This is a genomic window from Desulfobacterales bacterium, assembly GCA_030066985.1.
Lineage (GTDB): Bacteria > Desulfobacterota > Desulfobacteria > Desulfobacterales > JAHEIW01 > JAHEIW01.
This window is the reverse complement of the sequence record JASJAN010000007.1, coordinates 34,125-58,141: the sequence shown is the minus strand read 5'-3', so window position 1 is coordinate 58,141 and position 24,017 is coordinate 34,125. Positions and strand designations below refer to the sequence as shown.

At 49.6% G+C, this 24,017-nt stretch carries 17 protein-coding genes; 12 read left to right on the top strand and 5 right to left on the bottom strand.

Annotated features, from left to right (window positions below):
- Positions 1-83: 83 nt before the first annotated feature.
- From QNJ26_05500 to QNJ26_05475, 6 genes are all read left to right on the top strand, one after another.
- Positions 84-911 (top strand): transporter substrate-binding domain-containing protein, encoded by an 828-nt coding sequence (locus QNJ26_05500; protein ID MDJ0984980.1) that lies wholly within the window; start codon positions 84-86, stop codon positions 909-911.
- 172 nt (positions 912-1,083) lie between these two features.
- The gene (locus tag QNJ26_05495; protein ID MDJ0984979.1) at positions 1,084-2,094 is read left to right on the top strand and encodes an amino acid ABC transporter permease; all 1,011 of its coding nucleotides are present in this window, start codon (positions 1,084-1,086) and stop codon (positions 2,092-2,094) included.
- A complete protein-coding gene (locus QNJ26_05490; GenBank protein MDJ0984978.1) occupies positions 2,091-2,822 on the top strand; it encodes an amino acid ABC transporter ATP-binding protein in 732 nt (243 codons plus the stop codon). Before QNJ26_05495 ends, QNJ26_05490 begins: the two co-directional genes overlap by 4 nt.
- A 386-nt stretch (positions 2,823-3,208) precedes the next feature.
- Positions 3,209-6,817 (top strand): chromosome segregation protein SMC, encoded by a 3,609-nt coding sequence (gene smc / locus QNJ26_05485; protein MDJ0984977.1) that lies wholly within the window; start codon positions 3,209-3,211, stop codon positions 6,815-6,817.
- 198 nt (positions 6,818-7,015) lie between these two features.
- On the top strand, positions 7,016-8,023 hold the full coding sequence (gene ftsY, locus QNJ26_05480; GenBank protein MDJ0984976.1) for a signal recognition particle-docking protein FtsY: 1,008 nt from the start codon (positions 7,016-7,018) through the stop codon (positions 8,021-8,023).
- A 246-nt stretch (positions 8,024-8,269) separates the two neighbouring features.
- Entirely contained in the window at positions 8,270-8,542 is a 273-nt protein-coding gene (locus tag QNJ26_05475) for an HU family DNA-binding protein (GenBank protein MDJ0984975.1), read from the top strand.
- A gap of 292 nt (positions 8,543-8,834) precedes the next feature.
- Here QNJ26_05475 and QNJ26_05470 read toward each other — a convergent pair whose 3' ends face one another.
- From QNJ26_05470 to QNJ26_05455, 4 genes are all read right to left on the bottom strand, one after another.
- A complete protein-coding gene (locus QNJ26_05470) occupies positions 8,835-9,116 on the bottom strand; it encodes an acylphosphatase (protein ID MDJ0984974.1) in 282 nt (93 codons plus the stop codon).
- 108 nt (positions 9,117-9,224) lie between these two features.
- Positions 9,225-11,243: an NAD-dependent DNA ligase LigA gene (ligA, locus tag QNJ26_05465; GenBank protein MDJ0984973.1), complete on the bottom strand. Its 2,019-nt coding sequence runs from the start codon at positions 11,241-11,243 to the stop codon at positions 9,225-9,227.
- Positions 11,228-11,971, bottom strand: coding sequence for a nucleoside phosphorylase (locus tag QNJ26_05460; protein MDJ0984972.1), 744 nt, complete (start codon positions 11,969-11,971; stop codon positions 11,228-11,230). The genes ligA and QNJ26_05460 overlap by 16 nt, the downstream gene beginning before the upstream one ends.
- Before the next feature lie 127 nt (positions 11,972-12,098).
- On the bottom strand, positions 12,099-12,353 hold the full coding sequence (locus QNJ26_05455; protein MDJ0984971.1) for a hypothetical protein: 255 nt from the start codon (positions 12,351-12,353) through the stop codon (positions 12,099-12,101).
- 520 nt (positions 12,354-12,873) lie between these two features.
- Here QNJ26_05455 and QNJ26_05450 point away from each other — a divergent pair.
- From QNJ26_05450 to QNJ26_05425, 6 genes are all read left to right on the top strand, one after another.
- Entirely contained in the window at positions 12,874-14,067 is a 1,194-nt protein-coding gene (locus tag QNJ26_05450; GenBank protein ID MDJ0984970.1) for an aminomethyltransferase family protein, read from the top strand.
- A gap of 31 nt (positions 14,068-14,098) precedes the next feature.
- Positions 14,099-15,724, top strand: coding sequence for an NAD(P)/FAD-dependent oxidoreductase (locus QNJ26_05445; protein MDJ0984969.1), 1,626 nt, complete (start codon positions 14,099-14,101; stop codon positions 15,722-15,724).
- Between the two features lie 166 nt (positions 15,725-15,890).
- On the top strand, positions 15,891-17,447 hold the full coding sequence (locus QNJ26_05440; GenBank protein ID MDJ0984968.1) for an NAD(P)/FAD-dependent oxidoreductase: 1,557 nt from the start codon (positions 15,891-15,893) through the stop codon (positions 17,445-17,447).
- Between the two features lie 236 nt (positions 17,448-17,683).
- Positions 17,684-19,777 (top strand): phosphate acetyltransferase, encoded by a 2,094-nt coding sequence (gene pta / locus QNJ26_05435; GenBank protein MDJ0984967.1) that lies wholly within the window; start codon positions 17,684-17,686, stop codon positions 19,775-19,777.
- 275 nt (positions 19,778-20,052) lie between these two features.
- The gene (locus tag QNJ26_05430; GenBank protein MDJ0984966.1) at positions 20,053-21,255 is read left to right on the top strand and encodes an acetate kinase; all 1,203 of its coding nucleotides are present in this window, start codon (positions 20,053-20,055) and stop codon (positions 21,253-21,255) included.
- A gap of 125 nt (positions 21,256-21,380) precedes the next feature.
- Complete coding sequence (locus QNJ26_05425; protein ID MDJ0984965.1) at positions 21,381-22,517, top strand: glycerate kinase; 1,137 nt, start codon at positions 21,381-21,383, stop codon at positions 22,515-22,517.
- Positions 22,518-22,805: 288 nt separating this feature from the next.
- On the opposite strand, the gene QNJ26_05420 is transcribed toward QNJ26_05425, so the two are convergent.
- Positions 22,806-23,978: an OmpA family protein gene (locus QNJ26_05420; GenBank protein MDJ0984964.1), complete on the bottom strand. Its 1,173-nt coding sequence runs from the start codon at positions 23,976-23,978 to the stop codon at positions 22,806-22,808.
- Positions 23,979-24,017 lie beyond the last annotated feature (39 nt).

Genomic DNA, 24,017 nt, shown 5'->3' with positions numbered 1-24,017 from the left:
CATCAAAGCTACTTAATGGGGCATCATCTGCAACGCGTGAGCCCCTGAAAGTAAATCTTAACCCAATAAAGAGGAGGTTTGGCATGAAAAAAGTATTGGTTTATAGTTTGGTGGCCCTATTCGCCGCCGGGTTTATTTTCAGTACAGCGGCGTTTAGCGCTGACATCGAGCTGGCCAAAAAATCGACGATTGAAAAAATCCTCAAAAGAGGTGAACTTCGCGTTGGTTTTGAATCCGGCTATGTTCCGTTTGAAATGACCGATAAAAAGGGTAATTTTATCGGTTTCGATATGGATTTTGCCCGCCGTATGGCCAAAGAAATGGGCGTTAAGTTCGTGCCGGTCAATACCGAATGGGACGGTATCATCCCGGCCCTGATGACCGACAAATTTGATATTATTATGGGCGGCATGACCATCACCCAGGAAAGAAATCTGAAGATTAATTTTGCCGATCCCTACATCGTTGTCGGCCAGTCCATCTTGTTGAATAAAAAACATGCCGGCAAAGTCAAGTCTTACAAAGACCTTAACGATCCCAAGTATATCCTGACCTCCCGCCTGGGAACCACCGGCGAGCAGGCCATTAAAAAATACATGCCCAAAGCCACTTATAAATCATTTCAATCCGAAGCCGAAGCCGGTCTTGAAGTGATCAACGGCAAGGCCGACGCCCTCGTGTATGATCTGCCGTTTTGCGGCTTTTTATACGGCAGCCAGGGCAAGGGCAAGACGGTCTTTTTAGATGAACCGTTTACCTATGAGCCGCTGGCCTGGGCCATCAACAAAGGGGACCCGGATTTTCTCAACTGGCTGAATAACTTCTTACGCCAGACCAAAGGCGACGGCTTCTATGACAGGCTCTATCAGAAGTGGATTATCGGATCAGACTGGAAAAAAGAGCTGGAATAAGTCACCTGAATCGAACCGTCTGACTGCTGGTTGAATGCGAAGGCCGGCCGTTTCCTTAGAGGAGCTGGCCGGCCTTTTTACATGTGGGCCCTTAAAATAGAGCGCTTCAGATGCGCTCGGTTTCGATCGGGCAGGTCTTCATCGATAACCCATTAAACCACACATACATACCATGAAACCATCAAATAATCAGCGAAGCGCTGCACGGCCGCAATCCTATTACATCTGGGTGGGCGTCTTCTGTGTTTTTACCGTGGTTGTTATCGGTCTGTTTTACTATGCCACCCAGAAAATCGAATATGTTTGGCGCTGGAACCGCGTTCCCGTTTATTTTGCCTACAAGGATACGATCGACATTACCTCGGAGATCGATGGTGAGGTGGCCTCTATTACCAAAGAAGGCGACACGGCCATCATTACGGTCAAGGGTGTGGGGGAGTCAATATCAGTTGAAGCCCCGGCCGCCGGGGTTAACGTCGATGAAGGTGAGATTATCTCCATCGGCGATACGCTGGCATCCTACACCCAATGGAAGCCCGGTCTTCTGATCGTGGGTCTCTGGATTACGCTCAAGATCAGTGTCCTGGCAACCATTTTCGGGGTCATTATCGGAATCATCGGCGGTCTGACCCGTATTTCCGGCAACCCGGCGCTCAAGTGGACGACAATGGTCTACGTGGAAATCATCCGTGGCTCGCCCTTGCTGGTGCAGATCCTGATCTGGTATTTTATCCTTGGCACCGTCATCAATGAACTGCTGATGGCCTATGGGGTGGGCCATATTCCAGCCTGGTGGTACGGGGTGGCGTCTTTGGCCTGTTTTGCGGGGGCCTATGTCACCGAGATTGTGCGCGCCGGTATCCAATCCATTCATCGCGGTCAGATGGAAGCAGCGCGCTCGGTGGGCATGAGTTATGGCCAGGCCATGCGCTATATCATTATGCCCCAGGCCCTGCGTAGAATTCTACCGCCCCTGGCAGGCCAGTTTATCAGTCTCATTAAGGATTCTTCGCTGCTGGGAATCATTGCGATTCGCGAATTGACCAAGGCCTCCCGTGAGGCCGTGACAGCCAGTCTGCAGCCATTTGAAGTCTTTATGCTTTGCGCTGTATTGTATCTGGTCTTAACATTTACCCTGTCAATGCTTGTTCAGCATCTTGAAAGAAGGATGGCCATCTCGTGATTGAAGTCCAACATGTCAATAAAACCTTTCATGTGCCCCATGAGGTCAAAGCGCTGGTGGATGTGTCGACCAAAATCGAGGCCGGGGAGGTGGTGGTGGTCTGCGGGCCGTCCGGCTCCGGCAAAAGCACGCTTCTCAGATGCCTCAATCGCCTGGAAAAGGCCGACTCCGGCCACATTTTTATCGACGGCATCGACGTGCTGGATCCCAAGACAAACATCAACAAGCTGCGGGCCGAAGTGGGCATGGTATTCCAATCCTTTAACCTTTTCCCGCACAAATCGGTGTTTGACAATATCGCCTTGGCCCAGAAAGTGGTCCGCAAGCGTTCTAAAGCCGAAGCCAAAGAAAAAGCCGATTTTCTGCTCAAAAAGGTCGGGATCCATGACAAGTCCGGCGCTTTTCCGGACAATTTGTCCGGCGGCCAGCAGCAGCGGGTGGCCATTGCGCGTGCGCTGGCCATGGACCCCAAAGTCATGCTGTTTGACGAACCGACCTCGGCCCTGGATCCGGAGATGATCGGTGAAGTGCTGGATGTGATGAAAACCCTGGCCAAAGAGGGCATGACCATGGTGTGTGTGACCCATGAAATGGGATTTGCCCGCGAGGTGGCCGATAGCGTGATCTTTATGGATGAAGGTGCGATTGTCGAAATCGGCACCCCTGAGCACTTTTTCAAAAACCCCACCCACGAGCGCACCAAATTATTTTTAAGCCAGATTTTATAAATGCAAAGGGCAGAGCGCAAAGCGCAAAAAATGTAGAATGAAAACGCTATGCCCTATGCTCCTTGCCCTATGCTGACACACCACATCTTGTACCCAAACCACTAAAATTATACCTTAACTTGTGTTTTTTCTTTACAAGCGTTTTGTATCCTGATATGATTTGGCAGTGAAAATCAAAACCGTCTTTCCATCTTTTTGTAAGCCAAAATTTGCCTGAAAAAAATTGGCCGGCAAATTTGCGGCCTTTTTTTTACCTTTTTTGGGCAATGACAACATCTGCAAAAGGCGCAGCATTTAAATGACAGGCGACCGCCTGTGATCAAATAGACATTACAGCGGAAAACAGTTGCATATTTGGCGAAACGATCTGAGGAGATCTTGGATATATGAAATTAAAAAAGCTTGAAATTACGGGATTCAAATCCTTTTACGATAAAGCGGGAATCTCTTTTCCGCAGGGCGTCTCCGCGGTGGTCGGCCCCAACGGTTGCGGCAAAAGCAACATTATTGACGCGCTCAGATGGGTCATGGGAGAGCAAAGCGTCAAACAGCTGCGGGGCAAAAAAATGGAAGATGTCATCTTTTCGGGGGCCAACGGCAAGCCGCCGTTAAATATGGCTGAAGTCTCCTTGACCCTGGCAAATGACAACGGGGACAGCCCTGAAGAGCTAAAAGATTTTACGGAGATCAACCTGACCCGTCGCATTTATCGCTCCGGGGAGAGTGCTTATTTTCTGAACAAACAACCGTGCCGCCTAAAAGATATTCACAATGTCTTCTGGGGCAGCGGACTGGGATCAAAATCTTATGCGATCATACAGCAGGGCCGAATCGGCGCCATTACCGATGCCAGCCCGGAAGAACTTCGCTATTTCATCGAAGAGGCTGCCGGCGTTACCCGTTACAAAAACCGCAAGAACGAAGCCCTGCGCAAAATCGATGTTACCAAAAACAATCTGTTGCGCGTTACCGATATTATCCTGGAAATAAAACGCCTAATGGCGAGTCTGAAACGTCAGGCCCGCAAAGCCGAGATTTATAACAGTTACCGCATCCAAATTAAGGCTTTTGAAACATTTCTCGCCCTGCACTATTTTGAGGATTATGCCCGCCAGATCCAGGAAACCGACACCTTACTTAATGAACTGCAGGATTTGGACATCAGCCATACCACCGAACTTAAAAAGCTGGATGCCTCGGTTGAAGAAATTAAGCTCAAACGCTGGCAAAAAAATCAGGAGATATCCGAACAAAAATCGAATCAGTACGAAACCCAGCGTCATATCGACCGCACTGAAAATGACCGCGTTCACTTACGCAACGAAGTGAAAAGACTTGCCGAAGAATCCGAGGAGCTGTCAAAAGTGCGCGCCGATCTGGAAGAAAAAAATCAGGAAATGCTGGCTGAAATTGAACAGGTCAAAAAAGAAACAGATCAAGTCAATGAAGAAATCACTGCTAAAAAAAGCCAGATCAATGCCGAAAAATCTGCCAGTGAATCCATCGCAGAAAAGTTGGAAGCGCTCAATCAAGATGAAGAAGCCCAAAAATCCAGCTTAATGGACCTTATTGCCCGAGAAGCCCAATACAAAAACATCTATCAAACCACCATCAATAATAAAGAAAGCTTGCAAAAACGCCTGGCCCGGGTTGATGAAGATGAAACCCAAGCCCGCAAGCAAATCCAAGGGGTTCGCAAGCAGGAAGAAAACGCCCGCGAACGGCTGGCAGATATAAAAGACAAAATCCATGACCTAGAAGCACAAATCGCCTCAACCGGCAAGCAATTGACGCAAAAAAACAGCGCTCTGAGCGAACAGGTCAAAACGACCCAGACGCTTGAACTGGAGCGCAACACCGTCAAGTCAAATTTAAACACCCTCAAGAAAATGGCCGATGATTTTGAGTGGTACCGCGACGGTGTCAAAGCGATCATGAAGCCCCGCGGCGATGATGAACCCGCCGTCGGCTCCAATGTTACCCAAAAGATCGTTGGGCTTATGGCGGATATCATCGAAGCCAAACCGAGCTTTGAAGCCGCTGTGGAAGCGGTCCTGGGTGATGCACTCCAGTACATTATTGTTAAAGACCAGGATGCGGGCCTGGAGGCCATCGATTATTTGCAGACCCGACAAGCCGGCCGCAGCGGATTCATCCCGCTGTCCACCGTGAAAACAGTCAACAGCCTGCAAACGGATGCACCCGTTTCCGGCTCACTGCTGTTGGACCAGATTACTATAAAGCCCGGCTATGAGCCTATTGTCAGGGCTCTGCTGGGCCATGTTGTCTTTACAGATGACATGACTGAAGCCATCCAGATGTACAATCGCAACGGCACCCTGAAGACCATTGTCACCAAAAACGGTGACGTCATCTCGCCGCAGGGTTTTCTGGTAGGCGGCAGCAAAGATAAACTAAACGGCATTCTGGCCAAAAAGCAGGAGCTCAAAACCCTGAGTGGCCAGGCCATCAAACTCGACCAAAAATTGGAGAAAGCCCGCTCAGAGCAAAACCAATTGGAGTCGGAGGCACGGCAGCTTGAAATTCAACTACAACAATTAAGCGAGCAAAAAAATAACGCCGTCAAAACCGAAATCGAGGCCGAAAAAGAACTGGTGCGGGCTTCGGAAGAACTCAAAAATGCCGAGCGTCATCTTGAAATCGTCAGGTTGGAAAAAGAGCAGTTGCAGGGTGAAGCCAACGATATCGATGTTGAAATGACCAAATATAATTCGGCCCTGGCCGACTTGTCCGCTGAGGTACAGGCGGCCCAGCAGACGGTTTCCCAGATTTCATCTTCCATTGACACGGTCTCGTCTGATTTGGAACAGTATCAGCAAAAGGTTGTCGATCTGCAATTGCAGCTGACGGCGTTGAATGCCAAATTAGAGAATGCAAACAACAGCTCACGGCGATTAAACGAGTTTCATAATGACAGCCTGAACAGGCTTGAACAGCTTGCTCAGGAAATTGGTACCAAACAGCAAAAGAAAGAAAACGCCAAACAACAAATCGCCGACTATGATCAAAAGCTCTCTGGAATGTATAAGAACATGGAATCGCTCGATCAGTCGCTGAAGAGCAATGAGGCACATTACCGCGTTATCGATCAAGAGCTTCAAGAAAGTGACACGAAAATATCACAAATCAAAAGTGAACGAGAGCAGGTGCTGGAAAAAGTCAGGCTGTTGGAATTGGAGCAATCCGAGCGCAAAATTAAAAAAGAAAATGTGGCCAGCCGTCTGGAGGAAAAATACCGGGCTGCCTTTGCGACGATTAGAGCTGATTTCAAACAGAATTCAGATGCGCTTGACCTGACCGAGGGAAAAACCATCGAACAAATGGAAACGGAACTGGCAACTGTTCAAAATAAAATAGATAGAATCATCGATGTTAACTTAGGCGCTATTCGGGAATATGAACAGCTGAAAGATCGTTATGATTTTCTTAAAGAACAACGAGATGACCTCGAGCGCGCCATTGAAGATCTGCACAAGGTCATCAAAAAAATTAACCATATCACCCAAAAACGATTCCTGGAGACCTTTGCTCTCATCAATGAGAAATTGAAAGAGATCTTTCCCAAGCTATTTGGCGGCGGTCTGGCCAAACTTATCCTGAAAGAACCCCATTTGCCATTAGAAACCGGGGTCGAGTTGATGATCCATCCACCCGGCAAAAAGCTAACCCGCTTGAGTTTACTTTCCGGCGGTGAAAAGGCTATGGCCGCTATCGCGTTTATATTTTCGATCTTTATGATTAAACCGACGGCCTTCTGTCTCCTGGATGAAATTGATGCCCCGTTGGATGACGCCAATGTCTACCGGTTTAATGATTTGCTCAAGGTTATCGGAGAAAAATCTCAGATTGTTATGATTACGCATAATAAGCACAGTATGGAATTTGCCGATACGTTATTCGGCATCACCATGGAAGAAAAAGGCATATCAAAGATTGTCTCCGTTAATTTTGAGGCCGCGCAATCTGCCAACTAAGCTCAGAGGCTGACATCAGCTTTCTTTGAAATCAAACACAACAAAAATTGAGCCGCTCAAACTTTCAAAACAACATTTAACTTAACCACGAAGATCACGAAGGTTACAAAACAAGTATTCTCTATGATCTTAAGTTCAACTTCGTGCATCTTCGTGTTCTTCGTGCTGAGTGACAAAAGTTGATTACAAGGATCAGGAATGATTTTTGGTAAATCCAAGAAAAATACAACCGATAGCGAAAATGCTCCCCCGCAGCCATCTGAAAGTGGGCCTGAGGACCAAGATCTGCAAACCGAAGACGAGCCTTCGGTTGGTTATTTTCAGCGCTTAAAGCAGCGACTATCGAAGACGCGCAAGACGTTCTCCGGTGGTTTTGATAGAATTTTTTCGCAGAAACAAAAGATCGATGACGATCTATTGGAAGAGCTTGAGGAATTGTTAATTACATCAGATATCGGGGTTCAAACAGCGCTGACGCTCGTGGAAAAGATCGCGGCGTCAAAAATATCCGATACAGCTGAAATTAAAACCTTGCTCAAGACTGAAATTTTTTCAATTCTTGCACCCCAGGCACCCGACAACAAAAAGCCTTCGGCGCAGCCCCAAGTCATCATGGTGGTGGGTGTAAATGGGACCGGGAAAACCACCACAATTGGAAAACTGGCGGCCCACGCGAACCGCGCTGGAAAAAAGGTACTGATTGGCGCAGCGGACACCTTCAGAGCGGCGGCAATCGATCAACTCATCATCTGGGCTGATCGCGCCAAGGCGGATATTGTCAAGCATAAAGAAATGGCTGATCCGGCAGCGGTTGCATTTGATGCTGTCGAGGCGGCAAAGGCCCGTGGTGCCGATCTGGTTCTGATTGACACAGCCGGTCGATTGCATACCAAAGTCAATTTAATGGAAGAATTAAAAAAAATAAAAAGGGCGATATCAAAAACCATCCCGGATGCGCCCCATGAAGTGTTGCTGGTTTTAGATGCCACCACCGGTCAAAATGCGATATCACAGGCCGAATTATTTAATGACGCCCTTGGCGTTACGGGTTTGGCACTGACCAAGCTTGACGGCACGGCCAAGGGTGGCATTGTCATCAGCATATGTAATACCCTGAAAATACCTTTAAAATATATCGGCATCGGTGAGCAGGTGAATGATTTGCAGGAATTTGATGCTGCTAAATTTGTCGATGCCCTGATCTAAAGTTGTTTCATCGGAAGCAAAAAGATCGCCTGGCAAGTGCGGCCAAAAAACCAGAATTTTGAATTTTATTTTCCTGTAAATGCGGTTATGCAGCCGTTCAGCGGGGATTCTTTCAAAAAAAGTATTGTAAAAAGTCGATTTCTGTTGACATCGATTTTATCTTTCTATATGGAAACAGGCAAATAGGCGATCGGTTCGTATTAATCATAACCTAAGATCAACAAAACTAGAAGGGGGTAAAGCATTATGACAAAGGCAGAACTTGTAGAAAAAGCGGCTAAAGATGCAAAAATTTCAAAGGTTGCAGCAGCAGCCGCGCTTAACTCGTTTATGGACGGTGTAACCAAAGCACTGAAGAAGAAGAACGGCAAAGTGACCCTGGTCGGTTTCGGCACTTTTCAGAAAGTCCGCCGTAAAGCCCGTAAGGGACGCAATCCGCAAACCGGCGCGCCGATTAAAATTAAGGCCACCAACGTCGTCAAATTTCGACCCGGCAAAAAACTCAGAGACGCCGTTTAAGCATTTTCATTCTAAAAACAACGGGTGATTTATTGTTGTAATAAATCGCCCGTTCTGTTTCTAAACCCGCTGGCGCTAAAGCCCAGCAGGAGTTATTCGTTATTGGTTATTTGTTATTCGTTTATCGAAAACAACGCTTAAAAAGACTTAAAGCTGTCTTAAAAATAGTAGATTACGTCCAAGGGCAAGGCAAAAAACCGATTCAAAAGTGGAGCATACACGTTAGTATTCGAGCATTTTGAATCGGTTTTTAACACAGCCCTTGGGCGTTAGATGCATTTTTAAGACAGCTTTAATAGGTGATGTCAAAGCGTTTAAACTCTCCGGTATAATCCTGCCACTCTAAGTCTACATTTTCAACCACTGCCAGATTAGGGCCTTCCTGGCACCATTGGAGAACAGCATCCACATCCGGCTGTTGGCCTTCGAACACAGCTTCAACCGTGCCGTCGGGTCTGTTTCGAACCCAACCCAGGGCGCCAAATTGTTCGGCAGCACGCTGGGTTTCGACCCGGAAAAATACGCCCTGCACGCGTCCGGATATAATCACATGCGCACGCACCTGTTTTTCCATGTGAACCTCACAAATGTTTTGCTTGTAAGCTATGATGCCAGGAAGCTGGAAAGCTTAAGGCGATAATCAGATCAGCTTGCCAGCCTCCAAGCCTTTTAGGCATCAGGTTTATCCCAATAAATCTTTAAATTCTGTCTCATCAATTACAGTGACGCCCAGTTCCCTGGCTTTGGTGAGTTTTGACCCTGGGGCATCCCCTCCGACGACATAGTTCGTATTGCCGGATACAGATCCGCTGACTTTGCCGCCGGCGGCCTCGATCAACGCTTTGGCCTGGGAACGCGTAAAATTCTCAAGCTTGCCGGTTAGCACGAATACCTGGCCGTTGAGCTTACCGGTTTTTTGGGGACCTGTTACCTCCAATTTTATCCCGCTGGCCAACATCTGATCGATAATCCGCCGATTATGCTTCTGCTCAAAAAACCTGACGATACTTTCGGCCACAGTTGGACCGATACCGGCGACGGCTTCCAGTTCTTCTCGCGAACACCCCATTAATGCTTCCAGATCGATAAAATGGTCCGCCAATAAGGCTGCCACATGTTCACCGACGTGCCGTATCCCCAGGGCAAAAAGAAAACGGCTAAAGGGAATCGATTTGGCCTTTTCAATGGCATTTTTAAGATTCGCGGCGGATTTAGCCCCCATTCGCTCCAAATCACTCAGCACGGCTTGATCCAGTTTAAATATATCTGCATACGACGACAACAGTTCTTTATCAACGAGCTGTTCAACGAGTTTAGCACCCAGGCCGTCAATATCAAAGGCACCCTTGGCAGCGAAATGTTTGATCCGTTCTTTTACCTGGGCAGAGCAACTTGAGTTAATACAGCGCGTGGCCGCCTCGCCTTCGATGCGAATTACCTTCGAATCGCAGACCGGGCACACCCGGGGCATCTTAAATATGGTCTCGCTCCCATCACGCTTTGATGCCATTACTTTAACAATCTCCGGAATAACATCTCCGGCTCTTTGCACCAGTACATGATCGCCGATGCGCACGTCTTTTTTTTCGACTTCATCTTGATTATGCAGGGTCGCCCGACTGACCCGGACCCCACCGACATTGACCGGCTTTAAATGGGCAACGGGTGTGAGCACACCGGTTCGGCCAACTTGGACATCGATCGCTTCGATGGTTGTTGTCTCCTGAATGGCTTTGAATTTATAAGCAATGGCCCATCGCGGGCTTCGTGAGGTCGTCCCCAATTGTTCCTGGAGGTCAATACGGTCGACTTTGACCACAACGCCATCGATGTCGTACGCAAGCTGATGCCGTTTCTCACTTAGCTCCTGAAAATAATTTAAGACCGCATCAATGGTGAGGCCGGAACGAATAAGCGGATTGATTCTGAATCCCCATTGCTTCAAGGTCTCCAGAAGTGCCTTGTGTGTTTCAAAGACCGTATCTTCAACAACCCCGACCCCATAGAAAAATACCTCCAGCGGACGGGTTGCCGTAATTTTAGAATCCAATTGCCGCAAAGATCCCGCCGCCGCATTTCTGGGATTGGCAAACGGCGGCTGTTCCTGTTGAACGCGTTCCTGGTTTAGCTGTTTAAAGGCATCCAAGCCGATGAATACTTCTCCCCTGATTTCACACCGCGACGGAACGGGAGTTGATGGATGTGTCTGCATCACCAGTGGTACGGTCTGTATCGTTTTGACATTGGCCGTGATCATCTCGCCTGTCTGGCCGTCTCCTCGAGTGGCAGCGGTGACCAGTTTTCCGTTTTCATATATAAGTTCAACGGCAACTCCATCCATTTTCGGTTCCGCCGTATAGATGATGTTATCCGTATCACCCAGGTTTCTGCTAACCCTCTTGTCAAATTCCAGGATATCATCGTCATTGAAACCATTGTCCAGACTCAGCATTGGAATACTGTGAGCCACCGAATCAAATTTATCCAGCGGTGGTGCTCCGACACGCACTGTTGGAGAATCCGGGCGCTTCAACTGGGGGTATTTTTCTTCCAGCCGTATTAATTCCTGCAATAAACGATCATACTCGGCGTCCGAAATCTCGGGATCATCCAGCACATAATACCGATAGTTATGTCGGTGCAGAGCCGCCCTGAGATCCTGAATTTTCGCTATGATTTGAGGGCTTACATCTTCTGACATAAGTTTTTAATCACCTCGCAGACCGTCTGTCGACCGCGTTTGAATTCTTTTGTGTTGAAACCGGGACGCCATTTAAACGAAGCCAATTCATCCGAAACAACTGCTACAGCACCCAGATCAGCACCCCGATAGGCGGCCACAGTGAACAGGGCCGAAATTTCCATCTCAACTACCAGCACATGGCGGCGCTGATACGTTTCCACTTTGCGCCGCGTTTCACGGTAGATCGCATCTGTTGTCCAGATCGGCCCACTGTGGAACCTGATTTGCGCCTTGTTTAAATCAGCAACAAGACGGGCGGTCAGCCATTCAGAAGGAAATGATTGGTCATTCTCATCGGGTTGATAGTGTTTGGATGTACCTTCATCAATAATGGCCGAGGTCGCGACAACAATATCTCCAATGCTCACCTGCTGCGATATTGAACCGCACCAGCCCAAAAAAATGATCTTCTCAACGCCCCATGCGATCAAATTTTCAAGCACCATTACGGCGTAGGGTGCGCCAACCAATGGACCGCATAGGGATATTCCGTCAGCCGATCTGTTTGAAACATATAAACGACTCGTAAATAGTTTTTGGTAGTCGTCGGCAGCAAATCCCAATAATTTGCGCAGCAAGGAAGAATCGGTTTCCGTCCCGGCAACCACTGCCAATGGTCCCAACTCAGGAGAACGTTTTCCCTTTTTGGGAAAAATAATAGCCTCGTTTTGGCTAATTCCAGGCATCGATTGCATCTCGTCTAATAGATGATTCCAAACAACAAAGGATTTTCGGTCAGTTATTTTTTATTTGGTTTTGCCCCGATGGTCAAAGTGCCAAAACGAATAACCACTAGCGGATAACCAAAAACCATTACTGCGGTTTGTGCAAAGCAGTCAGCTCCTCTTTAACCTCATCAATGATATCGTATAGCCACATCAGATCCTCGATTGTCAGTCGTCCGGCTTTTACCGGAGCTCTTTCGCTACCGTCTTTTTTCAATAAAATCCGAGGTCCGATCTGAACTTTTGGCTCGCTATCGCCATATTGATTGATTGACACCACCAAACCGGTTTCATCGCATTTCCATCTTTTTAATGTCACGTCTTTTTCCGGATCGTACGGCATAACCACCTCCACTCAACAGGAACATGTTTAAAGTTTTACTGCAAGATTATAATAGTTGGTTGCTTTATGATGTATTTACCACAAAAACACGAAAGCATAAAAGCAAGAAATTTATGATGTTTTTTCCCGTGATGTTGCCTGCCCGGTTAAACCTTTTTATAGCGTTTAACCGGTGCTCTTTTTTGATTTCCTGGTTACTTTTTTCTTTTTGGGTTCAGTATTGTCCGATTTGAGCGTTTTCAAATCTAATGGGTCAAAAATCGCTTGTCAATCAGTCTTTTGCAAATAAAAATGACTTGACAACTTTAGGCATCCCAGATATCGAACCCGCACGGTTTAGTTCCAGAGGTCAGAAGATAGAGGTCAGATGACAGAGAACAGATAATTCCCGATCCTCTGAACCCTGCTTGCCGCTGCGACTTGTCATGGCGCAGCATATTAATGCGAAGACGGAAGCTTGCGAAAGCGAAACCGGAAATCCTTGAACCCTGAACCTTTAAACCCTTGAACCTTTGTAAAGATGCCAATACCCTCTCCCTTTCATGAACGCACGTTTGAATTGTGCACCAGCTACCGCTGGACCGATTGGGCCGGCTATTACGCTGTATCCTCCTATAGCTGGCCAAACGACAGCGAGTACTACAGTTTGCGGCATGCTGCCGCTGTTATCGATATTAGTCCGCTGTTCAAATACGAGGTTAGCGGACCGGATGCGGCTTTATTTTTGTCCCGCATCATGACCAAGAATATTGAAGACATCCCGATCGGTCGGGCGGTCTATTGCTGCTGGTGCGATGACTTTGGCAAAATCATCGATGATGGCACCGTCTTTCGATTGGACCCAGACCGTTTGCGGGTACACACTGCCGAGCCCATGCTCGCCTGGTTCGAACAGTTCAAACGTGGTCTGAATGTCACTGTCGAAGATATCACCACAAAAATTGCTGCATTGGCTATCCAGGGACCCACATCCCGCGATATTCTCAGCCAGATCAGCGATATGGATCTGGCAGCATTGGCCTATTACCATATCATGGCGACCCGAATCGACAAGCTGCCTGTGCTGATATCCCGTACCGGATATACCGGTGACCTGGGCTATGAGATCTGGCTGGATCATGCCGCCGCCCTGCCCCTCTGGGATGCGCTCATGTCCGCTGGCCAATCTTATTTGCTGCAACCCTTCGGTCTGAATGTTCTGGACATTGCCCGCATTGAAGCTGGCCTTATTTTAAACGGGATCGAATTTCACAATGCTGCCCATTGCCTGGTCGAATCACAAAAATCGACCCCTTTTGAGCTGGGTCTTGGCTGGACGGTAGACCTGGAGCGGGAGGCCTTTTGCGGTCAGGCGGCTTTGAAAGCCGAGTCTGCAGCAGGGCCTCAGCTGTCACTTGTCGGGCTGGAGCTGCACTGGGATGAACAGGAAGCCCTTTACGCCAAACATGGGCTGCCGGTACAGGTCCATCCCGGCGCCTGGCGCAGTGGCGTTCCGGTTTATGATAGTGACGGCAACCGACAAATCGGCAAAGCCACCAGTGGTGCCTGGTCACCAATGATCAAAAAAAACCTGGCGCTGGCATCGGTAGAATCCCAATACGCAAAGATCGGCACGGAGCTCAAAATTGAATATACCGTGGAATACCAGCGCGAAACCGTTACCGCAAAAGTGGCGCCCATGCCGTTTTATAACCCGGAACACAAAAAAGCCTGAATCGGAACGCTTATTTTTTAGGAAATATGGTATGCCTCAAGTCACCCAAATTGCAGTCCCGTTTAAATCTGACATCCCGACTGCCAGTTATGATGCTATTGTGGTCGGTGGCGGACATAACGGGCTCGTATGTGCGGCTTATCTGGCAAAAGCCGGTAAAACAGTACTCGTTCTGGAAAATAGGCATATTCTGGGAGGGGCCGCCGCCAGTGATGAGATCTTTCCGGGATTCACATTTTCAGTTTACTCTTACGTTGTCAGCCTCTTTCGTCCGCATATCGTGCGCGAACTCGACCTCACCCGGCACGGATACCAAGTCATCCCGCTGGAATGCACATTTACGCCCTTTCCCGACGGGGAATCGATGACCCGTTGCGGAGACCCTGAGGCCACCCGGCGCGAAATTGCACGCTTCAGCCGCAAAGATGCGGAAGTCGCACCTCGCTTTTCTTTGGCCATGACACAAATGGCCAGTTTTATAAAGCATTTGATTGACGAACCGGCTGCGGATCTGACCACATTGCGCATCGGTGAACTGACGAAATTGCTCGGGTTGGGACGACGCTTCAAGGCGCTCGGCGATGGTGATAAATATGTGTTTACCAAGCTGATGACCATGAGTGCGGTTGAGTTTTTGAAGCTGTGGTTTGAATCCGACCGCTTGATCGGTCCCATGTCGGTCAGCGGCATTATCGGAACCTTTTTGGGTGTAAGGTCTCCGGGCACCGCCTACGTGCTGCTGCACCATTACATGGGAGAAATTGATGGTGCTTTTCGTTCATGGGGGTTTTCCAAAGGGGGTACCGGTGGGGTCAGCCTGGCCTGTGCAAGGGCCGCCAGATCTTTTGGCGCTGACATTCGAACCGAAGCCGCCGTAGAAAAAATAATCTTACGGGCGGGAAAGGCTGCTGGAGTGGTGGTGCGGGGAGGTCATGAAATCAGGAGCAAGACCGTCATTTCCGCCGCCGATGCCCATCAAACGTTTTTTAAGCTGGTGGGCGAAAAGCACCTGGACGCTGATTTTGTGCAACAGCTTAAACGCTTCAAATACAGAGGCAGTTCGGCTAAAGTTAATTTGGCTGTGGACCGCCTGCCGAATTTCAGCAGCAAACCGGGCGACGGGCCGCATCTGCGGGGTGATATCACGATTGCACCGGGAGTCGATTACCTGGAAAAAGCCTATGATGATGCCAAATACGGCAATTTCTCGCAACGCCCCTTCCTGGACATCGTCATCCCATCGTTGACGGATCCAACCGTAGCGCCAGCGGGCAAACATGTGATCTCCATTTTTGTCCAATATGCACCTTACCATTTGAAAGAAGGCGCCGCACAATGGCCGTCAAAACGGGAAGCACTGGGAGATACAGTGGTTGACACGCTGGCCGCATACTGCCCCAATTTAAAAGACAGTATCCTGCACCGCCAGGTTATTACGCCCTGGGATTTGGAGCAGGAAGTGGGTCTGACCGAGGGCAATATTTTCCAGGGAGAATTGAGCTTGGAGCAACTGGGGCCTTTTCGGCCGGTTTCCGGCTGGTCACGCTACCAGACACCCATCGATCAGCTCTGGATGTGTGGTTCCTGTGTTCACCCGGGTGGCGGGATCATGGGCGCACCCGGGGAGCTGGCCGCCAAAACCTTGCTAAAGTCCTGATGGAATCAGAACTTTAGCAGGCGTTATTCGTTATTGGTTACTCGTGAAATTTCAAAAAAATTTTTCAGGTGTCAGTGTTCAGGTGTCAGCCTTTCTAATCGACCCTGAAACCTGACACCTGACACCTGAAACCTTAAAAATGGATTAGACGAAATAAAAATTGAAAATGGAAACATCGGCAAAGAACGCCTACGACGTCATCGTCATTGGTGCCGGGCACAACGGTTTGACTGCCGCTGCTTACCTGGCCAAACAGGGCCGCAAGGTTCTGGTCCTTGAACGGCGCAGCACCATCGGCGGCTTGGCGGCGGGAGAGGAATTTCATGCCGGATATCACACAGACGGGGTATTGCACGACTCCGGCCAGGTTCGGGCCCAAATGATCAAACGTCTCGATTTAAAAACCCATGGTCTTGAAATCCGTCCGGGAAGACCGTCATTTCTGGCTTTAGACCCTGAGGACCGTGGCATACTTATTGGCCATAAGGAGCGCCAAACGGCCAAAGAAATCGGTTTTTACTCACCGCAAGATGCGGGTCAGTATCGTCTGTACCGCAGATTTATCAGACATGTTGCCGGTGTAATGAATCGCATCTTCGATGAGCTTCCGCCGGATATGAATGCTTCAGATAAACGAGCACTGTGGGCGCTTTTCAAAACCGGTTTTGCCCTGCGCCGGTTGGGCAAAACGACCATGATGGATTTAATGCGCATCGCACCCATGTGCGTCGCAGACTGGCTCAACGAATGGTTTGACAATAACCGCTTAAAGGCCGCTTTAGCGGGAACGGGTTTAAGCAACAGTTTCGCCGGCCCCTGGAGCCCCGGCACTGCCTTTAACCTGCTATTGTGGGAATGTAGCGCCCGATACCGCATAAAAGGCGGACCGCGGTCTCTGATTGACGCTCTTGAGAAAGCCGTCAGCTCTTTCGGGGGTGATATTCGAACCGACACCACAGTCAGCGAAATACGGGTTGTCCAAGGGCAAATTAAAGGGGTGGTGCTCAAAGATGGTGAGCAGATTCCAACCGATATTGTGGCGGCCTCATGCGATCCCCGACATACCTTTTTGGAACTGATAGCCGGCAATCGGGTTACAAACTGGCAAGAGCAGCGGTTGCAGCATGTTCGCGGTACCGGAACAACTGCTAAAGTAAATCTGGCATTAAATACCCAGCTGGCGTTTCAGGGCCGTGCCGGAGAAAGAATCGCCTTTGCCCGGACCGGCCACCACCTGGACCACATTGAAAAGGCCTTTGACGCTTGCAAGTACGGCCATTTGCCCGCCGATCCCATTCTGGACATTCATATCCCCACTGTGTCAAATCCGAATCTGGCCCCAACCGGACACAGCGTGGTTTCGATTTTGGTTTACTGCGTGCCCTATCATCTGCAACCGCAATGGAGCCATGACCAGGCTGAAAAATTAGGGGATAGCGTCGTGACAACCCTGACGCAATACGCTCCGGGGGTGCGCAATGCCATCGTGGGCCGAGAAGTATTGACTCCGGTTGACCTGGAGGAGCGCTACGGTCTGGTTCAAGGGCATCTTCTGCACGGCGAGAACGCCCTTGATCAGATGCTTTTAAGACCCAGCCCCGAATGTGCCCGTTACCAAACACCGATCAAAGGGTTGTATCTATGCGGCAGCGGCAGCCATCCCGGCGGGGGCATTACCGGCGGACCGGGCGTTTTGGCCGCTTCAGTGATCGCACAAGCCTGAAAGCAGCTTCGGCGTGGCGCATGATATCTAGTTCAGTCTAAATTCCTACAGCATAAATTTAAAAATTACAGCAACCGTATCGCCGGAGACCCATGCGCCCGCCATCACACGGATAGCGTCGGCAAACAGCCATCTACAATTCAGCGTATCAGATGTTGACATCTGCCGACACTCAGAAGATAACTATGACATTAAGTCAAAAAAACAGTATACATTTATAGCCAGAGGAGGCTCATATGGCAACCAGTCTATATATCGCCGCCATAGCACCGGGCAGCGGCAAATCGGTTGTGGCCCTCGGTCTGATGGAGTTGCTTTCCAGACGCATTCGCCGAGTCGGCTATTTCCGGCCCGTGGTGCATTCGAGCAAAGAACCGGATAACAATATCCGTTTAATTAAGACACGTTATAATTTAGAGCTCGCTTATGAAGAGATGTTTGCCTATACACACGAAGAGGCGCGAAATCTTGTTGCGGATGGAAAAGACGAAGGCCTTTTAAAGGGCATTTTGAAAAAATTCAAAGAGTTGCAGCGCAAATGCCAATTTATTCTATGCGAGGGCACAGATTTTACCGGTGTGGCGTCGGCGTTTGAGTTCGAATTTAACGCTGAAGTGGCCAATAATCTGGGAGCCCCGATCCTTACCCTTGTCAATGGGCGCGGTAAATCAGCAGATGAAGCTGTAGATACCGTCCAGGTAACCAGGGAATTGTTTGAAGAAAAAGGGTGTACGGTCCTGGCGACGATTGTTAACCGTGTGGATCGCAACGCCATTGCAGCGATCCAGGATCAAATCAAAAAAATAGGGCTGGAAAAGGATCCAATATACATATTGCCCGAAGAGCCCAGCCTTGGCAAACCAACGGTGGGGGAAATCACGCGCAGCCTCGGAGCACATATCCTGCAGGGTGACCCCAAGGGATTAAACCGGGAAGTGCATGATCTTAAAATCGCTGCCATGAATTTACCCAACTTTTTAGACCGCATTGGGGATGGGGATCTGATCATCACACCGGGCGACCGTGCTGATGTTGTCCTGGCTTGCATTGCCTCCAGTGTCTCCGAGACGTCGCCCAATATTGCCGGTTTGATGTTAAGCGGCGGACTGACACCTGAAGACCCCGTCCAGGACCTAATCAAAGGCTTGAAAAATTATTCTCCAATACCGGTGATCAGCGTTAAGACAGACACCTATGACACCGCCATGAATGCCAGCGTCGTGCGCGCGGCCCTGACACCTGAAAATGATCGCAAGATCGCTGCGGCCCTGGGTGTTTTTGAAAGCCATATTGATACCCAACAACTCGAAGACCGGATTGAAGTCGTGCGTTCCAACCGGGTCACGCCGATTATGTTCGAATATGAACTGATTGAACGTGCCAAGGACAACCGGCGTCACATTGTCATGCCGGAAGGTGAAGAGGAACGTATATTACGCGCCGGCGAAATCATTTTGCGGCGCGGGGTCGCCGAACTCACGTTGCTGGGCAATCCGGAGGAAATTACAAACAAAATCGGAACGCTGGGTCTCAACCTGAAAGGGGTTAAGATAATTGACCCCCATACTTCCGACCACCTTAAGGATTTTGCCAAGACCTATTTCGAATTGCGCCGACACAAGGGCGTAACTGAAAAAATGGCTGCCGACTCAGTGACCGGTGTCAATTTTTTCGGTACCTTGATGGTGTACCATAATTTGGCTGATGGTATGGTGTCGGGGTCTATTCACACAACGGCGGAGACCATCCTGCCCGCCCTCCAGATTATCCGCACACAGCCAGGTTTTTCAGTTGTCTCCAGCGTGTTTCTGATGTGCCTGGCCGACCGTGTGCTGGTTTACGGTGATTGTGCGGTCAATCCGGACCCCAATGCTGAACAGCTGGCAGAAATCGCCATCAGCTCGGCTGAAACCGCTGCCATCTATGGAATCGAGCCGCGCGTTGCGATGTGCTCTTACTCCACCGGCGAATCCGGTAAAGGCAAAGATGTCGATAAAGTACGGCAGGCCACCCAGATCGTTAAAGAACGTCTGCCAAATTTGAAGATTGAAGGACCGATTCAGTACGATGCCGCCGTGGACGCGGGAGTTGCCAGGACCAAACTTCCCAAAAGCGAGGTGGCCGGTACAGCCACTGTCTTTATTTTCCCGGATTTAAATACCGGCAATAACTTGTATAAGGCCGTGCAACGATCTGCCAATGCCGTGGCCATTGGCCCCATTCTGCAAGGATTGAACAAACCGGTCAACGATTTGAGCCGAGGCTGCACAATACCCGATATCGTCAATACCGTCGCTATTACCGCTATTCAGGCTCAAAATATCGCGTAAGTAGGTATACAATTTTCTATCATATCGGATCAGTGCTGTTGGTTAAAAATTACATTCAATGGGTTTCAGGTGTCAAGTTTCGGGTGTCAGGTTTTAAGAAAACATATGAAAACAGCTGCCACTTGATGTGCCTACCTGCCCGCTGCACTCTGTCTTTTGACCTCTGGCATTTTTTTTTGCTGACACCTGAACACTGACACCTGAAACCAAATTTTTGACCAAAATGTGACAGTTAAGTTGATAGCCAACACCCTTTACCTGGAAAGAAGGCATTTATGAAGATATTGGTGCTCAATTCCGGCAGTTCTTCGATTAAATACCGGCTTTTTGACATGAACGCCAAAACCGTTTTGGCGTCCGGCCTGATAGAGCAGATCGGTGAACCGCAGAGTCGACTGACGCATAAAACCCGTAACGAACGGGGAAAAATGGATGAAATCGTTAAAACAGAAACCGTTGCCGATCATCTGGCCGGATTTCAATTGATGGACAATACGTTGCGCGAATCGGGCGCATTGCGGAACACCAAAGAACTGGCGGGTATCGGCCATCGCGTGGTTCATGGCGGCGAAGCATTTAAAAAGACCACCCTGATTGACAAAACCGTGATCGACACCATCCACCAGCTGAGTGCTTTGGCGCCGTTACACAATCCGGCCAATTTGATGGGTATCGAAGTCGCCATGCAGAGTGCACCGCATGTTCCGCAGGTGGCTGTGTTTGATACGGCCTTTCATCAGTCGCTTCCCGAACATGCCTATCGTTATGCCATACCTCATGATCTCTACAAAGCCCATCAGGTGCGCCGGTACGGCTTCCACGGCACATCTCACAGCTATGTTGCCAAACAGGCTGCAAAAATGATGAACCGGCCGTTGAATAGGTTGAACCTCATCACGCTGCATCTGGGCAATGGTGCAAGCGCGGCCGCCATCAAAGACGGCAAAAGTATTGATACCTCAATGGGTATGACACCTCTGGAGGGGCTAATCATGGGCACCCGCTGCGGTGATATCGATCCGGCCATTGTCTTCTATCTCAAAAGAAAAACCGGGCTGACCCGAGATGAAGTCGAAACCTTGCTCAACAAAAACAGCGGCTTGAAAGGTATCTGCGATATCATTGATATGCGCGAGATCATACAATCAGCTCAAGCGGGTGATTCCCGGGCACAGCTGGCCATCGATATGGTTTGCTACCGCATTAAAAAATATATCGGTGCATACTATGCCGTCCTGGGCCGTGTGGATGCGCTTATTTTTACAGCCGGAATCGGTGAAAAATCGGCGCTGATCCGCGAGCGCGCCTGCCAGGGGCTGACACATCTGAGTGTCGAAGTCGATCCTTTGAAGAACAGCAGCCCCTCCAAAAATGCTTTTGAAATTCAAACCCAAAATAGTACCACCAAGATCCTCGTTATTCCCACCAATGAAGAACTTGAAATTGCCCAAGAGACCGTAGTATGTATCCAAAGCTAAGTAGATGATAGCGTTTTATACCAGGAATAAACAGGTTTCTCCGAAAAGCGAAAAATGAGGAATTCAAATTTTGCCAAGCGCTCCAGAACGAATTTATCAATAAGCAAATCGAAAAGAAAATGCCAATGAAAATCGTTGCAGCGCCAAATGCGTTTAAAGGGTCGCTGACTGCCATTGAGGCCGCGCGTGCCATGGCCAAGGGCATCGCTCAGGTGCTTCCCGAAGCCGAGGTGGTTCAGGTCCCGGTGGCAGACGGCGGAGACGGGCTGGTGGATGTGGCGCTGGAGGCTTTACACGGCGAAAAACGCGTTCTTAAAGTGACCGGTCCGCGCGGCAGTGAAGTAGAAGCGGAATACTGTTATGTGAAAACCATGAATCTGGTGACTGTGGAGATGGCCTTGGCCAGCGGTCTGGCCCTGCTGCCCAATGAGTTGCAGGATCCAACCCTGACGACCACGTTCGGCACCGGTGAATTAATCAGAGCCGGCCTGGACCTGGGCGCAAAACGCATCGATGTGGGGATCGGGGGCAGCGCCACCAATGATGGCGGTATCGGCATGGCCCAGGCGTTAGGCGTTCGTTTTCTGGATAAACAGGGTGCGGAATTACCAGGTATAGGATCCTCTCTGGCAGCCATCCGTGAAATTGATATGTCAGGACTGGACCCCCGTGTTAAAACCACCCTCTTTGATGCGGTTTGCGATGTCGACAATCCGCTCTGCGGACCAAAAGGTGCCGCAGCGGTCTATGGGCCCCAAAAAGGGGCCAGTCCTGCACAGGTCAAAGAGCTCGACCACGGACTGAAAAATCTGGCCCAACTGATTAAAAAACAGCTGGGTGTAGACGTGATCGATATGCCGGGTGCCGGTGCAGCCGGCGGGCTGGGTGCCGGCTTGCATGCCTTTCTTGGCGCTAAGCTCTGCAAAGGGATCGATCTCATCTTTGAACTCGTCGATCTGGATAAAAAACTGAAAGGCGCCGATCTGGTGCTCACCGGGGAAGGACAGATCGACTTTCAAACCGTCTTTGGCAAAGCCCCAGGCGGAGTGGGGGCTGCTGCCAAAGCACGGGGAATACCCTGTTTTGCCATTGCCGGCGCCGTTGGATCGAAGTTAGGAGCGCTGCATGAAAGCGGCATCGATGCCGTGTTTAGTTTGTGTGTCGGCCCGATGACCCTCAAGGATTCAATGGAAAATTCCAAACATCATCTAACACGGGTGACCGAACAGGCGGTCCGCGCATTTTTGGCCGGTCAAAATTAGATGAGGGATTGGGGTGTTTTGGCGGTTGAGCCGCTCGATGGATGAGTATTAGGTGAAATTCGCGCAAAAGCGTGCAGATAGATTCAAGCAGTGCGCGCTATTGGCAAGCGATCATTCATTGGGTGCACTGCTACGCTTAGAGCAATAACGCCCTGTTGTTCAATCATTGCAGCGGATGAATTGAATTCGGTTGCGGACCAAAACAGACATCTCAAGAGCGCTGTCGCAAAAAAAAGGGATGGATGCCGATGCATCCATCCCTTTGGGTTTGATGGAGGTTATACCGATTTACGGTACGGGTCGCAGTTCAACTCTGCGATTTTCCGCCCGACCGGCAGCAGTGGCATTAGAGGCAGCCGGTCGATCAAAACCATAGCCTCTGGCCGACAGACGATTAGACGCAATGCCTCTGGCGATCAAATAGTCCATTACTGCCTTGGCACGGTTTTCGGATAGTCGCTGGTTGTAATCGACGGCCCCGCGGTTGTCGGTGTGTCCTTCGATCTCCAATTTCAGATCCGGGTTTTTCTGCAGAATGTTTACCACACTGTTCAAAATGGGATAGTAGCGAGATTTAATTTCCCATTTGGAAGTGTCGAAGGTAACACCTGACAGCACCCAGCAACCGCGCTTATCAACGGTGGCACCTTTGGGGGTATCCGGACACTGATCCGCATTATCATAGACGCCATCCCCGTCACTGTCCATGGGGGCGGGAGCTGGCGCGGCCTTTTTCGGTGACCTGGTCAGAAAAACGCTCTCCACCCAGTTGGCCATGGCCTGCGGTGAATCCAGGTTGGCGGCGTTTTGAAACGAACCGCATTGGCTGACAGCAGCAATCGCTTTCATGGTCGCCACATCCTCGGGTCCGGCACTACCAGTCAGTACGGTGTGAATGCACGCATTGCTGCCAAATTGCCCCGCCAGGCGTTTGGCAGCGCCTTCGGCGTCGACACCGCGGTACTGCCCGTCACCGACCAGGATCACTGCTGTTCGACCCTGCATGCTATTCAGATCATTGGTGCTAAGATCAAACGCCTGATCCACGGGACTGCGTCCTTTGCCCTGGGGGACGCCATCCAGAGCACCTTGAAAAGATTCCGCCTGCCAGCGCGTAGGGCCATAATGCAGGGTGGTCTCTCCACCGTCTTGCCAGTGACCGAACGATCTCAATGAAGAATTTAGATTCATTTTGGGAATGGTTCGATTCATGCGGTATAGAAACGCTTTGGAAGCTTCAAAGCTGGTCATGCCGCTCTGCATGTCCCGGGTTGAGGGCGACGCATCCAAAAGAACAGCAAAGTTATTGACTTTGGGTTTATAAGCACCGGATTTCAATTGAGCATTGAGATCCACCGGTTGAAACTGGGGATGGACCACTGGTGCATGATGGGCCTGACAACTGATGAATACGACACCCATCACGAATATTAGAATCAGCAATACAACATTTTTTCTCATAGTCCTGCCTCCTTTCTATTGGCTTGAGGAAAGATGATC